Below are 22395 nucleotides of genomic sequence, written 5' to 3'. Positions count from 1 at the left end.
ATTCCCGGCAGGGTGAATCTGTTTGCACCCGGCTCACTGATGCTGGCCACTCCTTTCCGGGCGTGGCCAGCATCGGCAGGCGGTGGAAGGCAACGCGGCTCCGGGTGTGAGAGTTTGGCCGGCGGCGAGTTTGCGGTAGGCAGGGCTGGTGGTGAGCAGTTCTTCGTGGCGCCCGCAGGCGATGGCTCGGCCGCCTTCCAGGACGACGATCCGGTCGGCATGCCGGACGGTGGACAGGCGATGCGCGATCACCAGAAGGGCGCACTCCTGGGCGGCATCCCGCATGACCGTGGTGAGTGCTGCCTCGTTGATGGCGTCGAGGTGTGAGGTCGGTTCATCGAGCAGGAGCAGAGAGGGGCGGGCCAGCAGCGCGCGGGCCAGGGCGACTCGCTGCCGTTCCCCTGCGGAGAGCGTCGCGCCACGCTCGCCGAGCACGCCCGACAGACCGCCGGGCAGACGCCGGACGACCCCTTCCAGCTGGGCGAGTTCGATGACGCGGCCGATCTCGGTGTCGCTGGCGTCTGGTACGGCGTACGTGACGTTGTCGCGCAGGGAACCGTGCACGACGTGGGTGTTCTGGTCGACGACGGCGATACGCGCCCGGCACCGGTCGCGGCTCAGCTCGGTCGTGGGCCGGCCGTCGAACAGGAGGGTTCCCTCATCCGGTTCGTAGAACCGTGCCACCAGCGCGAAGAGGGTGCTCTTGCCCGCTCCTGACCGTCCGACCAGGGCGACTTGCTGACGATGGGGGACGGTGAAGGAGACGCCGCGCAGTACGGGCCGGTCCGGCTCGTAACCGAAGTGGACGTCCCGCAGGGCGAGTGCTGCCGTCGGCTGCGACGCGGGCCGGGTGTGTGCGATCGAGCAGGTGGTGGTGGGCTGCTCCGGTTCCGTCGGGAGGTCGTGTGCCTCCGCCACCCGTTGGTAGGCACCCATACCGCGCTGGATGAGACCGACGGCCCGGAAGACCGACGACAAGGGCAGGACCAGATACGAGGCGTACAGCAGGAAGGCGACCAGGTCGCCGAGCGAGCCCGTGTGGCTGTTCACGCGCAGACCGCCGATGACCAGGACGAGCAAGAAGGAGCCCTGGACGGCCAGTTCGACGGCGGGGCTCATCACCGAGGCCAGCTGAGCGGTCCGTACCCCCGCGCTGTACGCCTGGTCGATCCGCTCGCCGATCCGCGCCGCCTCGCGCTCCTCCGCCCGGTGCACCCGGACCATGGGCAACGCGCCCAGTGCGCGCTCCAGTTCGGCGGCGATGGCGCCGACCGAGTTCTGGATGCGTTCGGACGCGGCCCTGATGCCCTTGAGCAGAGAGGCCACGATCACCGCGGCCGCGGCCACCGTGAGGGCGACCAGAAGCAGCAGCAGCGGATCCAGCCACATCATCAGGGCGATCGCGCCCGCTGATACGACGGCCCCCGTCCCCAGGTCGACCAGCGCCTGGGCCACCACCTCCCGCATCAGGGTGGTGTCGGCGGTGACCCGGGAGATGAGGTCGCCGGTGCGATGCCGGTCGTACTCCTTCATCTCCAGCCGGAGCAGATGCCTGACCAGGCCGTGCCGCAGCCGGCACACGATGCCCTCACCCATCCGTTCCAGCAGGAACCGGCCGATGGCCCCGGTCACCGCCTCGACGGTGAACAGCGCGCCGAGCAGCGCCAGCAGCGACCAGAACGTCCGGCCCGCGCCGCTCGCGTCCACGATGCGTTTGGCGACGAGTGGCTGGGCCAGCCCCAGGGCGGAGCCCACCAGGGTGAGCACCGTGGCCAGCGCCATGGCGCCCCGGTGTCCGGCGGTGAGCCGGAACATGGCGGCGACCGCGCCCCGGGTCGTACGGTCGGGGGCCTCCCCGTCGGACCGGGTCATCGAGCGGGCCGGCCCACCGGGGTGACCGCCATCAGCCGGGTGAAGTAGTCGTCGGGCACTCCTTCGTCTACGGGGCGGCCGTCCGCCTCGATCCAGGCATGGGCGGTGAAGGGCGGTACGACCCGCGCCCCCGTGCACCACGTGGGCCAGCTGCCGCCAAGCCGGCACAGGAGTGCGGCGCCCAGGGAGCGGGGCAGGCAGCCGCGCGGGGCGGCGCAGAGCAGGCTCACGGCGCACATCGCGTCGCGGGCGTTCTTCGCCTGGACGGCCGTCGCGGGCGCGGCGCCACGGCGGACGAGGTTGAGGATGGCGCGGATGCGGCGCGGCGGCAGGAAGGAGAGGGCGACGGCGGGCAGCAGGACCAGTCGGGCGCCCAGTCGCCGGGCGAAGGGCACACCGGCGGGGCGCTCCAGCGCGCTGGGTGTGGTCATGCGGCGAGTCCAGAGGCGCGCAGTTCGGAGACCAGCTCGGTGACGTCCCGCTGCGCCCGCTCGCGGTCGATGTCGAACTCCACGACGAGCGCGTCCGTGGCCGCCGCCTCGTCCTTGCCCGCGAGCAGCGTCTCGATGATCAGCGTGGCGGTGGGGTTCAACTCCCAGTACTGGCCGCTGCGTTCATCGAGGAGGACGGTTCCGTAGTCGGTGTGCGCGGTGGAGACGTCGGGGCCGAACCGCAGTGCCATGGTGTACGTACCTTTCGCTCAAGGGTCAGGTGGAGGTGGTCGCCCCGGCCTTCGCGCCGCGCGGCAGACCGCGCAGCCATACCTCGGTGGCGATCGTGGAGTAGAGGATGGCGTGCTGGAGTCCGGGCGTCGCGGGTCGCCGGGCGAGGCCGCGCAGCGCGTCGCCGTTCACCAGGCCGAGGCGTTCCAGTCGTGAGTCCTCCCACAGAGCCAGCAGATCGGCGCGGTGCTCGCGCAGCCCGTTGGAGGCGTCCATGGATGCGGCGGCCTTGTTGCTGCGCCGCAGACATACGTCCGGTACGACGCCCTGCATGGCGGCGCCCAGCAGGGGTTTGTACTGCCAGGGCGACACACGCTCACTGGGCCGTACCGCGAGGAACGCCTCGATGACACGGTCGTCCAGGAACGGCGACGCCATCGGCACACCGGCCTTGGCGGCCATCACGTCCCACTGGCGGATGATGCGGGTGCAGGAGCGGATCTGTTCGAGATCGGCGTGCATACCGCGATCACGGTGGAGCGGCTGAGCGTCCTGGGCCGCCGCGCGCAGCGCCCGAGCGGCCAGCCACTCGCCCTCGGGTGTCACCCAGTCGAACAGGCGCGGCTCCCCGCCCCAGCCCAGCGCGCCGGCGACGGTCGCGGGAAGGGGATCGCGCAGCCGTCCGACTGTCTCCGCCAGCCACTTCCCGTACGGCCGTGAATCGCTCAGGACGTGCGCCGTGCCACCGAGCGGCCACTGCCACAGGGCACGGAAGCCCCGCAGCTGCCGCAGGGCGAACAGTGGGCGGGTGCGCAGCAGGCGGTGGTAGTACGCCTCGGAGCACCAGGCCACATGGTCGCCGCCGATACCGGTGAGATGCAGTCGGCTGCCCCGCTCGGCCATACCGGGCAGATGGTGCAGCACGCGTGAGCGGTCCATGACGCCGATGGTCGGTTCGTCGAGCAGGTCGTCGATGGTGAGCAGATCGGTGTACACGAGCGGAGAGGCGTCGGCGTCCCAGACGACGTGTTCGACCTCCGGCATGAATTCGGCGGCTTGCCGGGCCCAGTGCAGATCGGTGTCGGCCGGGTCGCGTCCGGGCCAAGTGCTGGCCACGACATGGGCGGGTGAGCGGTCGGCGAGGAAGCAGACGGAGGTGGAGTCCAGGCCCCCCGACAGGTCGCAGCTGACGGTGCCGCCTTGCTGTGTACGGGTGTTGACGGCGTCGGCGAGTGCGTCGCGGGCCAGGTCCGCGCCGGCGGTGAGCGTCCGTACCGGCTCGGGAGGAGTCCACCAGCGCGAGTGGCGGGCGGCCCGGCCGTCCGCCGCGACCACGAGGGCGTCCTCCGGGGACACGGCGGTGACGTCTCGCCACAGCGGTGCCTCCTGCATGGGATGGGGGATCGGCCACAGCAGCCTGACCGCCACCTGCTCCGCGTCCGGTTCCCGGCCGAGGGCGGCGCCGAGTACGTCGGCGCGGGTGGCGGCGACGCACACCCCGTCGATCTCCGCGTGGAAGACGAGCCGCAGTCCGGAGGCGGTGCCGTACATCCGGAGCCGTCCGTCGAGCGCTGCCACCAGGTGGAAGCTGCCGGGAGTGGAGCGGGCCAGTGCGTCGAGCTGGGCGAGGTCCCGCAACTGTGCGGCGCGACGCTGTAGTTGAGTGGTGTCGAGCGGACAGCAGCCGATGGCGGCGAGGGCTGCCGGACCGGCCTGGGCGGTCACGAGCTCGTCGTCGTGCCACCGGCCGATCAGCCAGGGACGACCCGAGGCGTAGGGCAGGGTACGAGTTCCGGGGCGGGCGAAGAGGCGGGCCGCGGCGGCCGTGTCCTCGCGGTCCGGAAAGACCGCGAAATGCATGTCGCCGCGGCCCGGACTCGCACCTGCGTGCGTGTCAGTCATGACGTCGAATGGACGTACCGTCGACCGTCAGTTCTTGCTGAGAATGAGGCGGTCGTTTCCGTGACGTCCCAGAAGCCCCGTGTTCTTCCGGAAAGAACCCAGCCGGACGAGCGTCGGCGCCTCGTACGCCTTCTTCATAACGACTCCTTCTGTTCCCTCTGACTGAACGTCACCACCGCCCGGGAAGTCGGGAGGCGGCCAGGGACAAAGGTAGGCGCAGGTCAAGTGGGGCTGGCAAGGATGGCGAACGTTATAGGATTATCCGACAATCGGACCAAGAGGGGAATGTTTCGGCCTACCAGGTCCGGACCACAGGTTCGTGCGGAATATGAACTCAACCCCCCGTGCGCGACGAGCGGAACGATTTCATCAGCACGCTTGGTGAGGCCTTGACTATCGCTGGAAAGGGGCGCACCAGCGCAGCGCGATCTCCTAGTCAAGCGCCCTTGTTTCCCTCTCGCTACTTTACTGGCCCGCGCCCGGCAATTGTGCGCCCCTCTCGCGCGTCGGTCAGAGGCTCTTGAGGAGATCGTCGAGCGGGGCCGGTACCTGTTCGGGGCCGAGGGCCTCGACGAGGAGGCGGCCGTAGCGGATCTTGCGGCCCTTCTTCGTCCCGAGGAAGCGCCGCAACTGCTGGTGCCGGGGCCGACCGTGCTGTGCGGGCTGGTGCAGGAAGGTCTGCCAGGCACGGAGGTCGCCCTCGGCCCGGACGATCTCCTCCACTCGCCCTGTGCCCAGTGCGCGGACGAGCTCGTCCTCCAGGTCCTTCACGCACACGAAGAACCCTTCGTGCGGCGCCCCTGCCCGCGCCAGGCCGCGCTCGTAGAAGGGCTGCTCGTTCTCGTCACACAGCCCCACCAGGCGCAGGCCGAGGCCGGGCGGCCCGAGGAGGCCGGCGTAGCGGCCGACGCTCATCGCCCCGCCCATCGACACGACGCACACCCCCTCGTCGGCGAGATCCCGCCCACGACGTGCGGCCAACGCCTCAACGGCCGCGAGATCACTGGGCCCTTCCAGCAGCACCGCGCTCCGCACCCGCAGCCGCCCAGCCAGCTCACTCGCCGATTCGCCGGAACCGCCGCTCGCCCATTCACTGATCGCGTCCCGGAACACCTGCATGTCCGCCATGGGGCGAGTCTGCATGTCCCCCGAGTGGACGGCACGCAAATTTCTCAGTGGCCACCGCTCGGGGTCTCGCAGCCGCTGTGGTCGGGGTAACCGCCGAACGCGTCCGCCCGGGTGGTCGCGTCGTTCATCGTGCCCTCCACGCAGACCGGCCAGGGGTCGGCCTCGACGAGGAAGCCGACGCCCGAACCGTCTTGGTAGGTCCGCACCTTCTCCGTGGGGTAGCCCAGGCCGGTGAGCGCGCTGAGGGTGTGCTCGGGCGCGAAGTCACGCTGCTTGCGCAGCGGTTCGAGCGCGCTCTTGACGCGCTTGATGGCCGCGAGCCCGTCGCAACGGTGCTTGCCGTGCAACTCGAAGGGCACCCTGAAGCCGTGGTTCTCGGCATAGTGATCGCCGGGCGCGGCCGTGACCGAAGCGGTCGCGGCCGGCGTCGGCATGGGGCTCTCGCCGGGGCAGGTGAAGTCCGCAGGTGTGCTCGGTGTCGAAATCCCGGTCGGCGTGGGATGCGAACTGCGGTACGCGTCGCCGACGTCCCCGGACTTCTGCGTCCCGCATCCCGCCGCCAGCACGGCCAGTACCGCCATCGGCAGCATTCCGCGCCGCATCCCCGTCAACCTGATCATCGTCATGCCCCGATCTTCCCTCGCGTAGTGGCAGGGTGCCATGCGTCCTCAGACTGAGCAGCAGAAACGCCGCCCGGCGCAGACCGGGCCGGGCGGCCGCGAGGCATCACACCAACATCCGCAGGTGACTCCCTTCAGTTCTGCGCGAAGTCGGTGGCGGGCTCGGTGGCGTAACGGCTCATCGTTTGGATGGTCGCCTGGGGAGTCAGCGCCTGGCCGGCGGCGATCATGTCGCGTAGGTCCCGGAAATACTGCACGTACAGGTCCGGTGTGAACGTGCTGAGCATGACGGCCGGTTGGTCGGTCGTGTTGGCGAACGTGTGCGGGGCTCCGGGCGGGACCATCACGAGCGTGCCCGCCGTCGCGTCGTAGTCCTTGTCCCCGACCGTGAACCGCACCGTGCCGGAGATGACGTAGAAACCCTCGTCGTGCTGGGCGTGGCGGTGCTGCGGCGGTCCGGGGGTGTGCGGCGCCAGGACCGACTCGGCGAGCCCGAGGCGGTGTCCGGTGTTGCTGCCGTCTTCGAGGACGCGCAGTCGCGTGGTGCCCAGGAAGATCGTCTCACCGTCGTCCGGACCGACCACCGATACGGCGGGGTCGACGGTGGGCTCGCTGGCCTTCGGTTCGTCTGTCATGCTCCGATTCCACTGCCGGAGCACCGCGACTGTCCAAGACCCGTTCTCCGACGTCGATACCGTACGGGTATCGTTGCAGCGTGGAACTACGCACGCTGCGCTACTTCGTGGCGGTCGCCGAGGAACTCCATTTCGGCCGGGCCGCCACCCGGCTGCATATGAGCCAGCCGCCACTGAGCCGGGCGATCAAGCAGTTGGAGACCGAGCTCGGCGCCGCGCTGTTCGACCGGACTTCCGCCGGTGTCACCCTGACCGCGGTGGGCACGGTGCTGCTCGATGAGGCGCGCGCACTGCTCGACCGGGCCGAGCGGGTACGTATACGTGTGGCCGCTGCGGCCGGCGCTGCGACCATCACCATCGGTATCCTCGGTGACAGCACCGACCCGAGCGCGACCCGGCTGGCCGACGCCTTCCATCGGCGGCACCCGAGCGTCGAAGTCCGCATCCGCGAGACCGATCTGACCGATCCCACCTGCGGGTTGCACGCCGGTCTGGTCGACATCGCCCTGACCCGCGGGCCGTTCAACGAGACCGGCCTGAGCGTGCGTCAACTGCGTGCCGACCCGGTGGGCGCGCTGCTGCGCGCCGACGATCCGCTGGCCAGCCGCGCCAGCCTGACCCTCGCCGCCCTGGCCGACCGCCGATGGTTCCTGTTCCCTCAAGGCACCGACCCCATCTGGCAGTTGTACTGGAACGGTGGGGAATCCCGTGAGGGTCCGGTGGTACGCGCCGTCCAGGAATGCCGACAAGCCGTCCTCTGGAACGGCACGGTGGGTGTGACCGTCCTGGGCCACGAGCCGGGAGACGGGCTCACCGTGGTCCCAGTGACCGACATGGCACCGAGCCAGGTGGTGGTGGCATGGAACGAGGGCGATACGAATCCCTTGGTCCGCTCGTTCGTCGAGATTGCGACTGCCGCCTATCGCGACTGAACGCCCCTCGGCGCGGTCAGGAGCGGTTCTCCGGCGGTGCGGTTGGGTCCGCGCCGTCGAGGAAACCGATGGCCTGGGCCTCGATGTGTGTAGCGCCCAGGGCTCCCGCCCAGCGGGCTGTCTCACGTGCCAGTGCCGTGGCTCCGGCCTGGTCGCCGCTGTCGCGGGCGAGGACTGCCAGCAACACCTGCTGCGAGAGGGTGCCGGGGACTGCGCCGGCGCGGGCGCCCAGTTCGGCCGCCCGCCTCCAGCGCTCCAGCGCCGACTGGTCGTCGCCGTCGTCGTGGTCATGGTCGCCGAGGTGGCGCAACGCCTCGCGGGCGAGCAGGTCGTCACCGGCCTCGCCGGCGTCGAGCGCGGCCCGGTAGTGGGCGGGTGCGGCGTCGCGGTCCGCGAACAGGTTGTCCGCGATCAGACCGAGGTACATCTCCGCCCAGCCGCGACGCACTTCATCGGGAGCCTGGTGGCGCAGATCGTCGGCGCGGCGGCGGAGGTCCGCGATCACTTCCGGATCTTTGCCCTCCGGCCCCAACTGCCACCCTCCGGCGCCGACGATCTGGCCGGAGTACTCGTGCCTCAGCCGCAGGAAGGCCAGGTCCCAGCGGCTGGCGGGAGCAACGTCCCCGACCTCGAAGACCTCCTGCGCGGCGGCCAGGCGTCCGGCCGCCATGCTGGTACCACCGAACCAGTCGCCTTCCAGGGCGACTTCGGCAGTCGCCAGAGCGAGCAGGGCGCGCGCCGGTATGTCCGTTGCCGTTGTCGCATCCAGCAGACGCGCGGCGGTGTGCCACCGGCCGCCCTTGGCCAGCTCACGAGCCGCCAGGACGACCTCGGCCACCGGGATGCCGACCGGGGTTGCAGTGCTGTCGGTACTCGTGTCCTTCGCGGTGATTGTCATGGCGGGGAAGGTAGTTATCCGAAAAAGTATCCACAAGAAAACTACTTCGGAGGTACGGATGCGGGACTCGGTCGACCAGCACGTCACGCTCTGGTCGAAGGAACTCCACTGGATGGACCCGGTCAAGGAGGCGATCTTCGCCCGGCTGGCGATCCTGGCGCGTCACGCAGCTCAGGCCCGACGGGACACCCTGGACTCCGACGGGCTGCAACACGGTCAGTTCAAGATCCTTCTCATGCTGCGCCGCCTCGGTCCGCCGTACGCCGCCAGCCCGTCACAGCTCGCGGACATGCTCGGCCTGACCCGCGGCGCACTGTCGGTACGGCTCGGGCCGCTTGAGGAGGCCGGACTGATCAGCCGGACGAACGCCCCGGCCGACCGCCGCCGGGTACGCGTAGAACTCACCCCCGCCGGCTACGACGCCTTCGAGCACCATGCGAGTTCCGAGGAACAGGACGAGGGCGCACTGCTCTCGGTGCTGACGGCAGAGGAGAAGCAGACACTCGCCGACCTGCTGCGCAAGCTGGTCACCGCTGTTGAGTCCGGTCCGGATGAGACCCGGGCGCTCGACGGATGACGATGTCGGCCAGCACGCCAGGACGTCCGGCAGTGGGAACGCCGTGACGATGCAGCGTAGTGGGGATGCGGGCGCTGTCAGTGTTCGTACTGATCACTCATGGTCGGCGGGGAGTTGTGGACGGCAAGGGAGTTGAAGGACGTCCGGGCAGTCTGCGCGTAGATCCGCCGCTGCTGCTCGATGAGAAGCCCGTCGGCGTTCTCGGTACGGCTGCGGCCCCGCCGCACCACCACGACACTCAGGAACACCACCAGCGTCAGCAATAACCCGAAAAACACGATCATGGTCACCACGGCCTACCCCCTGATCCACGCCATCGATGCCGTCCGCAACGGTAGCCCCACGCCCAGGCCTGCCGCCAGAGCTTGACCTTCCGCCTGCCAGGGCCAGGGCGTGAACGGCGGGGGTCAACGCCTCGCGTGGAGCCGGTTTGTCAGTGGCGTCTCGGTGGACGGGAGGCGGACGCGCTCCATTTCTTCGTCCAGCTGACCAGAACGGGGGCTTTCTGTGTTGGTTGATACGAGGGTCACCCGGTCAACTTCTTTGTGTCATCTGCCAGTACGGCGTCCGGACAGGGCGGGGGGAGACTTTCTGCCACGACGGCGGCTCGGCGCGGCTCTGGTTCCGGAGGGTCGGTGTGGCCGCGTACAGGATGGACCACAGGACGGGGTAGCACGTGAGCGTGCAGCAGTACGACGAGATCGGTGAGGCATTCGAGGGGTTCAAGGCCCTGCCGCTGATGCGTTTCGGGGAGGTGCCGAGCTTCCTGGGCATGGTCGGGGACGTGAGCGGCAAGTCGGTTCTCGACCTGGCGTGCGGCACCGGTTTCTACAGCCGGGAGTTCAAGCGGCGCGGCGCCACGGATGTCCTCGGTGTCGACATCTCCGTCGAGATGATCGCCGCCGCGCGGGACATCGAGCAGCGTGACCCGCTGGGCGTGCGCTACGAGGTCGGTGACGTGGCCGAACTGCGGTCTGTTGAGCGGCGCTTCGATGTCGCGCTGGGAGTGCAGTGCCTCAACTACGCAAGGGACATCGCGGAGATGGAGCGGATGTGCCGCAACATCCACCGGAGCCTGGTGCCGGGTGGGGAGTTCTTCGTGCTTGCCCAGAGGCCCGACTACCAGTTCGACTGTGCGTCCCTGGAGACGTACGGGTTCCGCTGTGAGCCGGCCGGTGAGATCGAGACGGGGCCGAAGGTACGGGTCACGGCGCTCCTCGACCCGCAGCCCATCAGCATCGTCAGCTCGGCCCCGCGCCGCGAGGTCTACGAGGAGTGTCTGCGGGCGACCGGGTTCAGCGAGGTGGAGTGGGTTCCGCTGCAAGTGTCCGAAGCCGGCATCCGTGAGTTCGGTAAGGACTTCTGGACCGACGTCCTCGCGCACCCGCCGCTGGAGATGCTGCGCTGCCGCGCCTGACCGGCCGACTGACCGGACCTCGCGTACGGTTGCGCCCTGCGAAGGGCCGGTCGCCTCACGATGGGTCGGCCAGGGAGCTGAACAGCATCATCCAGGGGCCATCGCGATCATCAGGGAGTCCTCCTGGCAAATCCCTAGGGGAGTCGAGCCGTTGCGGTACATCGCCGTGCTGATGTCACGTCAGACGGCGGGCCCTACGTTGACGTCATGGTCCGAACTCATCGCATCGCCTTACCCGGCGTGCTCGCTCTCGCGCTCGCCCTGCCGATGATTCTGCCGGTCGCCACGGCACAGGCCGAGCCCCCGGCCCCTGCCACCACCCGGTCCGTTGCCTCGGCGAGCGTGGGTGTGCAGCTGGAGCTCCCTCGTCCCACCGGCGCGCACGCGGTCGGCCTCAGCACACTGCACCTGGTGGACACGGGTCGGCCGGACCCGTGGGTTCCTGCCGCCGGTCCGCGCCAGTTGATGGTGTCGCTGTTCTACCCCGCGCGGCGTGGGACCGGTGACCCCGCGCCCTACATGACCACCCAGGAGGCGGCGCTGCTGCTTGAGCGGCAGGTGCCGGGAGCCGGTATCCCGCCCGAGACGCTCAGCGGCACCCGCTCCTGGGCGCGGAGCGACGCCCGCCCGGCGCACGGCCGCTTCCCCCTGGTCCTGCTCTCACCCGGCTTCACCATGCCGCGCACCACCCTCACCAGCCTTGCCGAGGACCTGGCCAGCCGTGGATACGTGGTCGCGCTGGTCAACCACACCTACGAGGACTCGGGAACCACTTTCCCCGACGGTCGCACCCTCGGCTGCGTCGTGTGCGACGACATCCCGGGCGGGTGGCCGGTGGTGAATCAGAGCCGGGCCAAGGACGTCTCGTTCGTCATCGACCAGCTGACGAGTCGTCATTCACCTTGCCGATACCGCCAGATGATCGACCGGGACCGTATCGGCATGGCGGGCCACTCCGTCGGTGGCAGCGCCGCCGCCTCGGCCATGACCGCCGACAAGCGGGTGCGCGCCGGGGTGGACATGGACGGCACGTTCGACATCCCCATCCCCGCCACCGGCCTGGACCACCGCCCCTTCCTGCTGCTCGGCACCCAGTCCGGGCACGCCCCTGGCGAGGACCACTCCTGGGACCGGGCCTGGACGAATCTCGACGGCTGGAAGCGCTGGCTGACCGTCACAGGAACCGATCACATCAGCTTCACCGATCTGCCCGTCCTCGCCGGGCAGTTGAACATCCCGATCCCGGGCGCGACCATCTCCGGCGAGCGTTCAGCGGAGATCACCCGCGCTTACGTCGCCGCCTTCTTCGACCTCCATCTGAAGGGCCGTCCCCAGCCCCTGCTCGACGGCCCGTCGTCGGCCAACCCGGAGGTCACGTTCCAGCACCACCCGTGAGAGGGGGCGCCGCAGGTACGTCATGGCCTGGTGGCGACGCAGATGTTGTAGCGCCAAGTCTCCTGGTGCCGGTACATCTCCACCCCGCTCATCGCGTTGACCAGGCTGTCGCCACGGCCCACGCCACGCGCGACCGTATACGGCAGTCGGCCGAGCACTGAGAAGCACCGCAGCATCGGCAGGACCTTCTCCGTCGCGTCGTAGGCCGCTTCGACAACGAATCCGGCCTGCCGGAGAAGGAGCTCCAGGTGCCCGTGGGTCATCGTGAGCATGCCCGGCATGCCGGAGAGCTCGCAGACCCTGAGCAGCGCGGACCGTGCCCTAGGCAGCAGATGGGCCTGGGGAGTGCTCGAATACTCGGACATCACCAGCCTTCCGCCAGGGCGCAGGACGCGGAAGAACTCGGCGAGTCCCTGTCGGGGGTCGGGGGAGTGGACGAAGGATTCCATCGTGTAGACGCCGTCGAAGGAGGCGTCGGCGAACGGGAGGGCGTGATAGTTGGCCACGAGGAAACGCGTGCGCCCACCCGACTCGCGGGCCCGGGCCGACCGCTGCCGCGCGATGGCGACGTCGGGCTCGATGCCGTCGATCCCGGTGACGTACACCCCGCTCGCCCGGGCGACCGTGCGGGCCGTGTCGCCGACCCCGCACCCGGCATCGAGCACCTCGGACGCCGCGGGCAGGGCCAACTTCCGGGCCACGACGAGTTCCATGCGCCGCATGGCTGCCGTGAATCCCCAGGGGGAGTGGCCCGGTTCGTACCAGCCGAAGTGGCGCGTACGACCGAGCAGCGTCGCATACCCGAAGCGTGAGCCGAACGCCCGGTAGTACGGCAGGACATGTTGCCGGTAGTGGACATCGCTCCCGAGGCTCATCGCTCCGGCTCCTTCGGTCGCCCGGTTCGGGAGTTGCCGCTGAGACTCGTCGTACTCGCCGGCGTCAGGACTCGTCCGCCCGGGACAGTGCTTCGGTGATCATCCGGGTGGCGAAGTCGGGGTCTTCGGTGAGGCGGTTGATGTGTTCCGCGAGCAGGAAGGTGGTGGCTTCCAGGGGAGTCATCTCGAACCCGGTCCAGTCTCCGTACTGTTTGCGCCACAGACTGGGGCTCAGGTCGGTGCCCGCGGCGACGACCAGTCCGGCCATGGTGGGGATGGCCTCGGGGCGGACGCTCTTGGGCAACCTGCGCAGCGTGGCGACGAGGTTGGGCACCACGTACTCGATGACGTCCTTGTCGTGGTCCTCGTAAGCCATCCGCAGCCACTTCATGAACATGAAGATGAGCGTGCACGCGCCGTCCAGCAGGTCATCGGCTCCCGTGGGACCCAGGGACGCGATGTACTGGTCGATCAGCGCCTGTTGTTCGGGGTCGGTACCGGCCTTGTCGGCGTGGACGCTCTTGAGCCGGGAGTCGACCATCATGAGCGCTCCGCCCACATCGCCGGCGGGAGCGTGCTGGGGGTCACAAGGTGATGACACAGGTTTCCTCCTCATGCGACCGCGGCGGGCAGCGCGGCGTGTCCGCACAGTAGACCGCCGACGATGTGGGCGTCCGGCGAATCCCGGCGAACCGCTAGGAGGAGCGAGCCGCGCGTGTTGTAGCCCCTACCGGGTGACGGACGCCGAAGCCGCTCGGGCGCTAACGGCGCCCCGCGCCGGCGCCCGCCGCCGCACGTGCGCCACCTGTCGCATGTCCCACCCAGACGGGGGGTGTGCGCCGCTCCCATGGGGCGGCCCTCTCCAGTTGGCCGGCGAGGCGGAAGAGAACGTCCTCGCGCCCGTACCCGGCGGCGAACTGGATGCCGATGGGCATGCCGGTGGCCGGATCGGCCGCCAGTGGCACCGACATGGCGGGGGTGCCGGCGACGTTGAAGGCCGCGGTGAACGGCGACCTGTGGAACAGGTGCTCCAGCCAGCCCCGGCCGTCCGTCCCCTCCGCGCCGTGGTGGTAGGTGCCTATGGCTACGGGAAGTTCGGGAAGGGTGGGTGTCAGCAGTACGTCATGACGGTCGAAGTACGCGCCGATCGACCGGGCGACCCGGTTGCGCACATCGAGGGCATGCACGAATTCCGCACCGCTCACCCGACGTCCCCAGGTGTAGCTCGCCAGCATCTCGGGCTCGACGGTCGTCTCGTCGACGGGGCGGCCGAACGCCTCGGCGAAGCCGTCGATCCATGTCACCAGGTTCGCTGTCCACAGCCGGGCGTTGGCGAGGACGAATTCCTCCCAGCTCACTCCGAGGTTCACGTCGGTGGGTTCGACCCGGTGGCCGAGTGATTCCAGCAGGCGGGCGGCGGTGAGGGTGGCCTCGTGCACGGCCGGCTCCACGGCGCGTCCGTTCCAGGGGGTGGTGAGCAGTCCGATGTCCAGTCGCCCGGGGTCGAGGGTGCTCTCCTCGGCGTACGGGCGTCGAGGAGGTGCCGCGAAGTAGGGATCGCCGCTTTCGGGGCCTTGGATCAGGTCGAGGAGCGTCGCGCTGTCGCGTACGGTCCGGCTGAGGGCGCCGTGCACGGCCAAGCCGTTGAAGACCTCGTCGGCGTCCGGGCCCATGGAGACGCGGCCGCGGGTGGGTTTGAGTCCGAACAGGCCCGTACTGGCGGCGGGGACGCGGATCGAGCCGGCCGCGTCGGTGGCGTGGGCGAGGGGGGTGATGCCGGCGGCGACGGCCGCGGCCGACCCGCCGCTGGACCCGCCCGGCGTCCTGGTGAGGTCCCAGGGGTTGCGGGCCGCTCCGTGGAGGACCGGCTCCGTGGTGGTGCTGTAAGCGAATTCGGGGGTCGCCGTACGGCCCAGCGTCACCAGGCCGGCCCGCCTGAACCGTCGCATGAGGAAGGAGTCCGCCGCTGCCACATTGCCGGCGGCGAGGCGGCTGCCCAGTTCGACGCGCTTGCCCTTCATGGCCACGGCCAGATCCTTGATGAGGAACGGGACGCCGGCGAGTGCTGTGCTGCCCGGGCTCGGGGCGTCCTCGGCCGGCCAGCTCTCCACGACGGCGTTGATGTGGGGATTGACGGCGGTCATCGCGTCCTGGGCCGCGGCGGCGAGTTCCGCGGCGGTGACGTCTCCTCGTGCGACGAGCCCGGCCAGCCCCACGGCGTCGTACCGGGTGTATTCGTGCAGCTTCAAGTCGCTCGGTCCTCTCGGTGGTCCGATCGGTCCCGCGTGATACCGATCGGTATCGTTCGGGGTCGGTCGGTAACGTAGCATCGGTGGGGAGAGGTCGGCGACGGTGACCGAAGTGAGGCGGAGATGGCGAGCAGCCCCCCAAGGCCCGGCCGGGACACGAGAGTGGCCCGCCTGCCCCCGCGTGAGCGCATCCTCGACGCCGCCGAGGAGCTCTTCCTGCGCGAGGGCGTCCGGGCCGTCGGGGTCCAGGCCATCGCCGAGCGGGCGAAGACCACGAAGATGGCCCTGTACCGGCACTTCGTCACCAAGGACGCCCTGATCGAGGAGTGGCTGAGAATCGTCGCGGCGGGGTACTCGACCGCCTTCGACCGGACGGAGGCCGAGCACCCCGTCGACGGCCGTGCCCAGGTCCTCGCCGTGACGCGATTCATCGCCGAGGGGTTGCCGGACATCGCGCGACGGGGCTGTCCGTTCGTCAACTCCATCGCGGGCCTGCCCGACCGGGAACACCCGGCCCGCCGACTGATCGAGGACCACAAGGCCACCCAACTGCGCCGGCTCACGGGCATGTGTGAGAGGGCGGGTGTGCGGGCCCCCGAAGAGGCCGCCGCGGAGATCACCTTCCTCATGGAAGGCGCTCAGATCAGTGCTCAGAACGGGAGCGTCGACCGTGCGGGGGAGCGGCTCCTCACTGCGGTCGAGGGCGTCCTGGACCGAGGCGGGACGGGCGGCGGACGCTGAGCCGGGTCCCGGCACCGGGGTCCGACCCGATCAGCTCACCAGTCACCTGTCCGTCGCCGCGTAACCCGCCGCCGAGTGCGCTCTCCGCGACGGCCACGAGCGGAACTCCGCTTCGCCGGGTGACACTCAGGAGAGCGCTGGACGCCGTCGCGGACGAGGCGCCTCGCCATGCGCCTGCCTCACCGTCCTGCGGGCCCGCGAACCCGACACCGGGAAAGCGGAAACGGATGCACTGGCGACGGCGACGGCAGTTCCAGGCCCGCATCAGCCACTGCGAGCGACGCGGCCACACACCACCCGAAACTGCCCACCCGTCACGGCAGACACCGTTGCAGTACTAGTAGATCCAGGGTGTGGAAGCGCTGCCGGTCAGCCGCCCGGACTCGGTCGAGTACGACGAGCCCTTGAACGGTGGGGTGCACGACACGATCAGCCTGCCGCTGCGCTGCTGGAAGTCGTTCACGGTGTCATTGGTGCCGTAGCAGCTGGAGGTGAGATTGAAGTACATCCGCTCGTCCGTCGACGCGAGTGAGGTGTCGATGTTCCAGTCCATCTCCGCACCGGTGCCGGAGGCGTACACGCAGAAGCGGACGATAGCCCCGTAAGTGGTGCGATAGCCCGTGCAGATCGACGAGTTGGCGCTCGCCGAGCCTGCTCCCAGGCCGATCACGCCCGCCCCGGCCAGGGCGAGCGCCGTCGCGCCGGACGCGATCCGCTTGCCGATCCTCATGCTGTTTCCCCTCCCCGTCACTTCCTCCAGCCGTGCGCCGGAGGCACATGTGGTTCGGGCATGAGCCTTGCCGGTTCCCGGGGTGTCCCACCAGGGTTTCGGCCCGTCTTGGACGACTTCGGACGGAATGGGCCAGCGGTGGAGGGGCATCGATTCGTCAAGACCCCGAATAAGGACAACGTCGGCTCGGTTTTTGGGAGTTCGGCTCGACGTTGCGTATCGCCAGGTCGAGGCGTTTCGTCGGGACGGTCCGGGGGCGTGGCGTCGAGTGGCCGATCCGAGCGCATGTACGGACTTCGCCGTTCCATTCGTGCTGGCCGGCTGCGTGACAACCGGCATGGGACGCGGGGCGCGGGAGGGAGGCCGGATACCGATGGGGCTCTGAACCGCGTGAGGTCGATCTTCCGTCTCCTCTGACTGACAGACCGCCACGGGCAGTCGGCGGGCTGGGCAGTCCCCCCGCGCCACCCGGCGCGGGGGCAATGGGAGAGGTTTGATCGTTGAATTTACGTAGAGACAACCATCCGCAGACTTTAGGGACCACGAGAACGCGACGACGGTCAGGGCGGTGGATCACCACCGTGGTCGCCGTCATGAGCGCGGCGGCGACCCTGCTGGCCGTTCCGTTGACCGCTGCGCCCGCGCAGGCGGTGGAACGTGACGGCACGTCGCCGTTCGCCACTTACAACATGCACGGCGCGGACAACGGTTCGCGGTGGACTTCGGAGATCCGATCTCTGGTCGCGAGCTACCCGGTGGTGATGCTGCAGGAAGCCGGCAGCGGGCCGCCTACGGCGGTGGACGAGCACCGGACCAATTACCGGGAGATACGGATCGTTCCGAGCCGCAACCCCCAACCGAGTAACTACACGCTCTCGCAGTGGGCGGGCGGTCCGAACCACACCAACCGCTTCGTGTACTTCCTGCAGACCGACCCCCGCAGGATCGGCGCGACGAACGAGGACACGTGGGACGGCGGCCAGATGAACCTGGCGACGGTCACCGACACCCAGGCCCATGAGGTCCGCGTCCTGGAGAACCCCTATTACGACCCGAACCCGAACGCCCCCAACAACCGTTACCGGGCCCGCCCGTTGCTCGGTCTGCGGTTCGGGAACACCTGGTACTGGAACACGCACGCCCGCGGCGAGGACGTGACCGGACGCCAGGGCAGGCCCGGACTGCTCGACCAGGTCCGCAACTTCATGGCCAGGCGCGACCAGCGCGGCCGGAACTGGGTCCTGGCCGGCGACTACAACGTGAACATCCTCAACCGCGACAACCAGCAGGCCCGCCAGTCGCTGCACCTGCGCCCCGGCGAGGCCCTGCTGCGCACCGAGCAGCCGACGTTCATCGGCACAAGCGGCCCGAGCGAGCTGGATTACGCGGTCACGAGCGGCCTGCCCGGCGGCTTCACCGCGCACCGCTCGAACGGTGCCGGATCCGACCACGTGTCCGTGACCTTCTCGCGGACACCACCGCCTGTCGCGCCCACCGGCCCGTCACGCGCCTACGCCACCAGGGTGACCCTGTCCAACGGCGATTCGGTGCGGGAGAACCCGAACGGCACGATGGCGGTCGCCAGTCCCGGTAACGACGGCAGAGACATCTGGCGCATGTACACCGACGGCGAATCCCAGACCCACTACGTGCGGAACGGCGTCACGAAACACTGCATGGCCGCCCCGACGGGTACCCGCCGGGACACGTCCTCGCAGGTCGTCGCTGGTGACTGTGCCGATCCGCGGTCGCAGTGGACGATCAGCCACCTTGAGGACGACCCGGCGTGGAACGGTGACAGCGGCGGGCCGCAGCGCTGGCAGAACGTGGCCTTCCCCGGGATGTGCCTGACCCCGTCCAACAAGGAGGTGACGGTGAAACCGTGCTCGGAGGACCCCGCCCAGCGGTGGTGGGAGACCTCCGCCTCGCTGCCCAAGGACTGGCCGACGACCGCCGGCAACGTACGCCTGGAGAACCTGGCGTTCGGCGGCCGCCTGCGGCGGTCCGGCTCGGTGCCCGGCACCCCGGTCTACACCCGGCCCACTCCGCCCGGATGGTGGTGGATCTACTGGCTGGCCTACGAGCGGCAGGACTACGGCTGGGACATCCAGCGGATCGACTCCGCCGACAACCTGGTGCGCATCAAGAGCCTGGACGGCGACAACCGGTGCCTGGGCTCCCGGGACGAGCACGCCACCGAGCTCACGGATGCCATGCTGCAGGCGTGTGACGAGGCGCGTGGCGTCGACGCGGCCGGTCAGCGCTGGCTGGCCGAGACCTACGCGGACGGCACCGTCCGCTACCGCAACGAGGCCAACCACCTGTGCCTGCTGGGCCCGTCAGGCGTGAGCGGCAACGCCAGGCTCGCCTCGTGCAACGACATCGAGGCCGAGCGCTGGAGCGTGGTGAACCCCTGAACCTGTGAGTCCCACCGGGGCGCCCGGGCCGACGTACGGTCGGCCCGGGCTCCCTGGCGGGCAGAGGGGAGCGGTCCTGGAAGCCCTCGAAGCAAGGGGCTGTGTGGCCCTGCTTGACCTTGACACAGTGACAAGGTTTTCACTGTGGCCGAGGAGGTGGTCCCGATGGCCATGCCGACACAGGACACCGATACGTTGCGAGTTCTTGAGGGACTGGAGGGCGCCGATTCGTCAGTACGGCTGCGGGCTGCGCTGGCGGTCGGCACCGCCCCTGACCCGGCGTATATCGACAAGCTCATCGAACGATGCGCGATCGAGCCCGAGTTCCATGTGCGGGAAATGCTGACGTGGGCACTCACCCGCCACCCAGCAGCAATGGCGGTTCCCAAGCTCATCGATGAACTCCGCTCGGAGCGTGCGCAGGCGCGGAGCCAGGCGTTGCACACGCTGTCCAAGATCGGGGATCGGCGGGCGTGGCCGGCGATCACGCGGGAGCTGCTGTCCGACGCCGACGACGAGGTGGCCCGGAGCGCCTGGCGGGCAGCTGTCGTGCTCGTGCCCGAAGGCGAAGAGGCCGAGTTGGCAGGTGTGTTGGCGGCGCAGCTCGGGCGCGGCGAGCGTGAGACGCAGTTGAGCCTCAGCCGGGCGCTGATCGCGCTCGGTGAGGTGATTCTGCCGACTCTGCGCACTGCGGTGACGGATCTCGACCCTCGCGTGCGTACGCACGGGATCGCCACGGGACGGCTGTTGCGCGACCCGGAGGCCGGGTTCGAGTTCGCGATCGAGGAGGCGAAGCGCATCATGGCCCTCGGCACGACCGGCCAGGAGGGGTGAGGGGCAGTGTTGATCGGTGACGTGGCACGACGGTCCGGGGTCAGCGCCCGCATGCTCAGGCATTACGACTCGCTCGGCCTGGTGCGACCGACGGGTCGTACCGTGGGTGGTTATCGGGAGTACTCCGGCGACGACATTCGGCGGATCTTCCACATCGAGAGCCTGCGGTCATTGGGGCTGTCGCTGCGTGAAGTCGGGTACGCGCTGGACGATCCCGGCTTCACGCCCTCGGAGCTCGTCGACGACCTCATCCGCCAGACGCGAGAACGCATCGCGGCTGAGACGGCGCTGCTCACACGACTCCGTCGGATCGGGGCCGCGGAACCCGACGGCTGGGAGGACGTCCTCCAAATTGTCGCGCTCCTCCAGGCGTTGGGATCGGAGAGCGCCGCGAAGCGTCAGCGTGCGGCCTTGTCCTCGGTTCAAGAGGTCCCTGTACCTGTGGAAGCCCTGGTCGAGGCGGTGTTGAGCGAGACGGACCCGAACGTCGCCGGAGCCCTTCGGTGGGCGCTGGCGCAATCAGGTGACGACGTCTTGGCGCTGCTGGCGCAGGGCCTCGGCTCGCCGGTGGCCGAGGTGCGCAAACGTGCCGTCCAGTCCATCGCCGAGATGCCGAACGGCGAGGCGACCGCACTGCTGCGGGACGCCCTCGCGAACCCCGACATCGTGGTCCGCAGATATGCGGCTCTGGCGCTCGGCGCACGTGGAGTGGCCGACGCGGTCCCGACGCTCATGGACATGATCGTCGAGGCGACGCACGACGCCGATGCGGCCGATGCGCTGAGCGCGTTGGCGAGTTGTCCCGCGTCGGCGGACCGGATCGCCACCGGTCTCGTCGACTGCCTCGCCCACAACCCCCTTGAACCGTCCGCACGTCGACGCCTGACGCAGGCACTCGCGGATATCCCGGGAACCACCGCGTCACGTGCGCTCGCAGAGCTGTCCCAGGACGAAGACCGTGCCGTTGCGCTGACTGCGACATACGTTCTCGGGATACGCGACGCACGATGACGGCTGGGTTGCCGGTCACCGCCGAGAGGGTTGCGGCATCTGTTTGCGCGGCAGCTTCAGCGCCGCGAGAGCGCTGGCCAGGGCCCCGATGACGATGAGCATCGCCGTGACGAAGATGGCGTGTGCCGACGCGTTCGGTGTGTGGTGGTCGGCGGTGCTCAGATAGACGCTGCCGTAGACCGCGATGCCGAGCACCTGGGCGATCTGGGCCGAGGTGGTCAGCACGCCACTGGCGTCGGCCGCGTCGGCCGGGGCGACCCTGGCCAGTGACACGGTCAGCAGCGGGCTGGTGATGAAGCCCATGCCGGTGCCGACCACCAGTTGCAGTACCGGCAGGGCGAAGCCGCCGTGGCCGCCCGAGCGCATGGTGAAGCCGATGCCGAGGTAGCCGACGGCCGCGACCACGCACGCGGTGGCGATCAACGTCCTATGCAGGCGTCCGGGCACCTTCTGCCAGGTGAGGCTGCCGGTCGCGACACCGACGGCGAGCGGCGCGAAGGTGAGGCCGGTACGGGTCGCGGACTCGCCCAGCCCCGACTGCATGTGCTGCGAGAAGGAGAAGAGGAATCCCGCGTAACCGGCCATCGCAAAGAACATCGCGGTCGCACCCGAGACCAGACCGGGCGTCTTGAGGACGCGGCCCGGCACCAGTGGCGCACCGCCACGGCGCTCGACCGTACGCTCGACGAGAGCGAAGACGATCAGCATGGGGACGGATGCGACAAGGGAAATCCGCATCCACAGCGGCCAGTTCTGCTCACGGCCCATCACCAGCGGCACGACGAGCAGCAGCAGTGCCGCCGTCAGGGTGAGCAGGCCGGCGATGTCCAGGCCCTTGGGGTGGGCGGGCTTGTCCTGGGGGAGCAGTCGCAGCCCGGCGATCACCAGTACCGCGCCGACCGGCACATTGACCAGGAACACCGGACGCCAGCCGCTGCCGAACAGATCGGCGCTGACCAGCAGTCCGCCCGCGACCTGGCCGACGACCACGCCCAGGCCGATGGTCGCCGCGTACAGGCTCAACGCCCGGGCGCGCGCGGCCCCTTGGAACCTGAGCTGGATCAGGCTGTAGATCTGCGGCATCATCGCCGCCGCGCCGACGCCCTGCACTGCGCGGGCGCCGATCAGGGTCGGCGCGTTTGGCGCGATGCCGCAGGCGAGCGAGGCCGCGGTGAAGGTGATGAGGCCGGACAGGAACATGGCCCGGAAGCCGTTGCGCGCACCGAGCCGGGCACCCGTCACGAGGAGCGTCGCGTACGCGATGGTGTAGCCGGAGACGATCAGTTGGAGCGCCGACCCTGTGGTGCCGAGGTCGGTACGGATGGTCGGGGCCGCGACATTGACGATCGTCGAGTCGAGCAGGGCCATGAAGACCGCGCCCAGCATGACGCCGAGCATGCGGTTGTTCCGACGGTCTTGTGCGGCGGTGCCGGAGGCTGCCGGTGTGCCGGTTCCGGGTGGAGCCATGACAGCCCGGGTCTGTGTCGTCTCACTCATGGC

Annotated in this window: 23 protein-coding genes; 8 read left to right on the top strand and 15 right to left on the bottom strand. The window is 69.5% G+C overall.

Features of this window, described 5'->3' with window-relative positions:
* Positions 1–33: 33 nt before the first annotated feature.
* From BG418_RS10265 to BG418_RS10230, 8 genes are all read right to left on the bottom strand, one after another.
* A complete protein-coding gene (locus BG418_RS10265; protein WP_188273443.1) occupies positions 34–1872 on the bottom strand; it encodes an ABC transporter ATP-binding protein in 1839 nt (612 codons plus the stop codon).
* On the bottom strand, positions 1869–2303 hold the full coding sequence (locus BG418_RS10260; RefSeq protein ID WP_188273442.1) for a lasso peptide biosynthesis B2 protein: 435 nt from the start codon (positions 2301–2303) through the stop codon (positions 1869–1871). The genes BG418_RS10265 and BG418_RS10260 overlap by 4 nt, the downstream gene beginning before the upstream one ends.
* A complete protein-coding gene (locus BG418_RS10255) occupies positions 2300–2554 on the bottom strand; it encodes a lasso peptide biosynthesis PqqD family chaperone (protein ID WP_188273441.1) in 255 nt (84 codons plus the stop codon). Before BG418_RS10255 ends, BG418_RS10260 begins: the two co-directional genes overlap by 4 nt.
* Positions 2555–2579: 25 nt before the next feature.
* The gene (locus tag BG418_RS10250; protein WP_188273440.1) at positions 2580–4436 is read right to left on the bottom strand and encodes a lasso peptide isopeptide bond-forming cyclase; all 1857 of its coding nucleotides are present in this window, start codon (positions 4434–4436) and stop codon (positions 2580–2582) included.
* A 27-nt stretch (positions 4437–4463) separates the two neighbouring features.
* Positions 4464–4574: a keywimysin-related RiPP gene (locus tag BG418_RS10245; protein WP_188273439.1), complete on the bottom strand. Its 111-nt coding sequence runs from the start codon at positions 4572–4574 to the stop codon at positions 4464–4466.
* Positions 4575–4946: 372 nt separating this feature from the next.
* Positions 4947–5564, bottom strand: coding sequence for a TOPRIM nucleotidyl transferase/hydrolase domain-containing protein (locus BG418_RS10240; protein ID WP_188273438.1), 618 nt, complete (start codon positions 5562–5564; stop codon positions 4947–4949).
* 44 nt (positions 5565–5608) lie between these two features.
* The gene (locus BG418_RS10235) at positions 5609–6190 is read right to left on the bottom strand and encodes a hypothetical protein (protein ID WP_188273437.1); all 582 of its coding nucleotides are present in this window, start codon (positions 6188–6190) and stop codon (positions 5609–5611) included.
* 128 nt (positions 6191–6318) lie between these two features.
* Positions 6319–6819, bottom strand: coding sequence for a cupin domain-containing protein (locus tag BG418_RS10230; RefSeq protein WP_188273436.1), 501 nt, complete (start codon positions 6817–6819; stop codon positions 6319–6321).
* Positions 6820–6899: 80 nt separating this feature from the next.
* On the opposite strand from BG418_RS10230, the gene BG418_RS10225 reads away from it, so the two are divergent.
* Entirely contained in the window at positions 6900–7751 is an 852-nt protein-coding gene (locus tag BG418_RS10225; protein ID WP_188273435.1) for a LysR substrate-binding domain-containing protein, read from the top strand.
* A 16-nt stretch (positions 7752–7767) separates the two neighbouring features.
* Here the strand turns inward: BG418_RS10225 and BG418_RS10220 are convergent, their stop codons facing one another.
* Positions 7768–8649, bottom strand: coding sequence for a hypothetical protein (locus tag BG418_RS10220; protein ID WP_188273434.1), 882 nt, complete (start codon positions 8647–8649; stop codon positions 7768–7770).
* A 58-nt stretch (positions 8650–8707) separates the two neighbouring features.
* Here BG418_RS10220 and BG418_RS10215 point away from each other — a divergent pair, with 58 nt between their 5' ends.
* Positions 8708–9226, top strand: a complete 519-nt coding sequence (locus tag BG418_RS10215; protein ID WP_188273433.1) for a MarR family winged helix-turn-helix transcriptional regulator — start codon at positions 8708–8710, stop codon at positions 9224–9226.
* Between the two features lie 77 nt (positions 9227–9303).
* On the opposite strand, the gene BG418_RS10210 is transcribed toward BG418_RS10215, so the two are convergent.
* A complete protein-coding gene (locus tag BG418_RS10210; RefSeq protein WP_223184670.1) occupies positions 9304–9510 on the bottom strand; it encodes a hypothetical protein in 207 nt (68 codons plus the stop codon).
* Between the two features lie 392 nt (positions 9511–9902).
* Between BG418_RS10210 and BG418_RS10205 the strand changes: the two genes are divergently transcribed.
* Together BG418_RS10205 and BG418_RS10200 are read left to right on the top strand one after the other, a co-directional pair.
* Complete coding sequence (locus BG418_RS10205; protein ID WP_188273431.1) at positions 9903–10643, top strand: class I SAM-dependent methyltransferase; 741 nt, start codon at positions 9903–9905, stop codon at positions 10641–10643.
* 207 nt (positions 10644–10850) lie between these two features.
* The gene (locus tag BG418_RS10200) at positions 10851–12038 is read left to right on the top strand and encodes an alpha/beta hydrolase (protein ID WP_223184626.1); all 1188 of its coding nucleotides are present in this window, start codon (positions 10851–10853) and stop codon (positions 12036–12038) included.
* Positions 12039–12058: 20 nt separating this feature from the next.
* Here the strand turns inward: BG418_RS10200 and BG418_RS10195 are convergent, their stop codons facing one another.
* From BG418_RS10195 to BG418_RS10185, 3 genes are all read right to left on the bottom strand, one after another.
* On the bottom strand, positions 12059–12913 hold the full coding sequence (locus BG418_RS10195) for a class I SAM-dependent methyltransferase (protein ID WP_188273430.1): 855 nt from the start codon (positions 12911–12913) through the stop codon (positions 12059–12061).
* A gap of 64 nt (positions 12914–12977) precedes the next feature.
* Complete coding sequence (locus BG418_RS10190; protein ID WP_188273429.1) at positions 12978–13514, bottom strand: hypothetical protein; 537 nt, start codon at positions 13512–13514, stop codon at positions 12978–12980.
* Between the two features lie 160 nt (positions 13515–13674).
* Positions 13675–15162 (bottom strand): amidase, encoded by a 1488-nt coding sequence (locus BG418_RS10185; protein ID WP_188273428.1) that lies wholly within the window; start codon positions 15160–15162, stop codon positions 13675–13677.
* A gap of 123 nt (positions 15163–15285) precedes the next feature.
* Between BG418_RS10185 and BG418_RS10180 the strand changes: the two genes are divergently transcribed.
* On the top strand, positions 15286–15903 hold the full coding sequence (locus tag BG418_RS10180) for a TetR/AcrR family transcriptional regulator (protein ID WP_188273427.1): 618 nt from the start codon (positions 15286–15288) through the stop codon (positions 15901–15903).
* Between the two features lie 337 nt (positions 15904–16240).
* On the opposite strand, the gene BG418_RS10175 is transcribed toward BG418_RS10180, so the two are convergent.
* Positions 16241–16633 carry a hypothetical protein gene (locus BG418_RS10175; protein WP_188273426.1) on the bottom strand — a complete coding sequence of 131 codons (393 nt, stop codon included), beginning with the start codon at positions 16631–16633 and terminating at the stop codon, positions 16241–16243.
* Between the two features lie 581 nt (positions 16634–17214).
* Here BG418_RS10175 and BG418_RS10170 point away from each other — a divergent pair.
* The 3 genes from BG418_RS10170 to BG418_RS10160 all read left to right on the top strand — a co-directional run bounded on the left by BG418_RS10170 (position 17215) and on the right by BG418_RS10160 (position 20895).
* Positions 17215–19050 (top strand): endonuclease/exonuclease/phosphatase family protein, encoded by a 1836-nt coding sequence (locus tag BG418_RS10170; protein ID WP_317453591.1) that lies wholly within the window; start codon positions 17215–17217, stop codon positions 19048–19050.
* A gap of 165 nt (positions 19051–19215) precedes the next feature.
* Complete coding sequence (locus BG418_RS10165; protein ID WP_188273719.1) at positions 19216–19884, top strand: HEAT repeat domain-containing protein; 669 nt, start codon at positions 19216–19218, stop codon at positions 19882–19884.
* Between the two features lie 6 nt (positions 19885–19890).
* Positions 19891–20895, top strand: a complete 1005-nt coding sequence (locus BG418_RS10160) for a HEAT repeat domain-containing protein (RefSeq protein ID WP_188273425.1) — start codon at positions 19891–19893, stop codon at positions 20893–20895.
* A gap of 15 nt (positions 20896–20910) precedes the next feature.
* On the opposite strand, the gene BG418_RS10155 is transcribed toward BG418_RS10160, so the two are convergent.
* Positions 20911–22392, bottom strand: a complete 1482-nt coding sequence (locus BG418_RS10155; protein WP_188273424.1) for an MFS transporter — start codon at positions 22390–22392, stop codon at positions 20911–20913.
* Positions 22393–22395 lie beyond the last annotated feature (3 nt).

Origin of the sequence: Streptomyces sp. CBMA152 (genome assembly GCF_014596475.1) — a bacterium.
Lineage (GTDB): Bacteria > Actinomycetota > Actinomycetes > Streptomycetales > Streptomycetaceae > Streptomyces.
Note: the sequence above shows the minus strand (reverse complement) of the source record. Positions and strands in the feature narration are given on the sequence as shown.

Bases quoted from the DNA above. Each gene is read 5' to 3' on its own strand.
- BG418_RS10220 (WP_188273434.1), bottom strand. From the start codon at position 8,649: ATGACAATCACCGCGAAGGACACGAGTACCGACAGCACTGCAACCCCG.
- BG418_RS10240 (WP_188273438.1), bottom strand. From the start codon at position 5,564: ATGGCGGACATGCAGGTGTTCCGGGACGCGATCAGTGAATGGGCGAGC.
- BG418_RS10155 (WP_188273424.1), bottom strand. From the start codon at position 22,392: ATGAGTGAGACGACACAGACCCGGGCTGTCATGGCTCCACCCGGAACC.
- BG418_RS10175 (WP_188273426.1), bottom strand. From the start codon at position 16,633: ATGAGGATCGGCAAGCGGATCGCGTCCGGCGCGACGGCGCTCGCCCTG.
- BG418_RS10210 (WP_223184670.1), bottom strand. From the start codon at position 9,510: ATGATCGTGTTTTTCGGGTTATTGCTGACGCTGGTGGTGTTCCTGAGT.
- BG418_RS10215 (WP_188273433.1), top strand. From the start codon at position 8,708: ATGCGGGACTCGGTCGACCAGCACGTCACGCTCTGGTCGAAGGAACTC.
- BG418_RS10195 (WP_188273430.1), bottom strand. From the start codon at position 12,913: ATGAGCCTCGGGAGCGATGTCCACTACCGGCAACATGTCCTGCCGTAC.
- BG418_RS10230 (WP_188273436.1), bottom strand. From the start codon at position 6,819: ATGACAGACGAACCGAAGGCCAGCGAGCCCACCGTCGACCCCGCCGTA.
- BG418_RS10265 (WP_188273443.1), bottom strand. From the start codon at position 1,872: ATGACCCGGTCCGACGGGGAGGCCCCCGACCGTACGACCCGGGGCGCG.
- BG418_RS10165 (WP_188273719.1), top strand. From the start codon at position 19,216: ATGGCCATGCCGACACAGGACACCGATACGTTGCGAGTTCTTGAGGGA.
- BG418_RS10245 (WP_188273439.1), bottom strand. From the start codon at position 4,574: ATGAAGAAGGCGTACGAGGCGCCGACGCTCGTCCGGCTGGGTTCTTTC.
- BG418_RS10200 (WP_223184626.1), top strand. From the start codon at position 10,851: ATGGTCCGAACTCATCGCATCGCCTTACCCGGCGTGCTCGCTCTCGCG.
- BG418_RS10260 (WP_188273442.1), bottom strand. From the start codon at position 2,303: ATGACCACACCCAGCGCGCTGGAGCGCCCCGCCGGTGTGCCCTTCGCC.
- BG418_RS10250 (WP_188273440.1), bottom strand. From the start codon at position 4,436: ATGACTGACACGCACGCAGGTGCGAGTCCGGGCCGCGGCGACATGCAT.
- BG418_RS10255 (WP_188273441.1), bottom strand. From the start codon at position 2,554: ATGGCACTGCGGTTCGGCCCCGACGTCTCCACCGCGCACACCGACTAC.
- BG418_RS10235 (WP_188273437.1), bottom strand. From the start codon at position 6,190: ATGACGATGATCAGGTTGACGGGGATGCGGCGCGGAATGCTGCCGATG.
- BG418_RS10180 (WP_188273427.1), top strand. From the start codon at position 15,286: ATGGCGAGCAGCCCCCCAAGGCCCGGCCGGGACACGAGAGTGGCCCGC.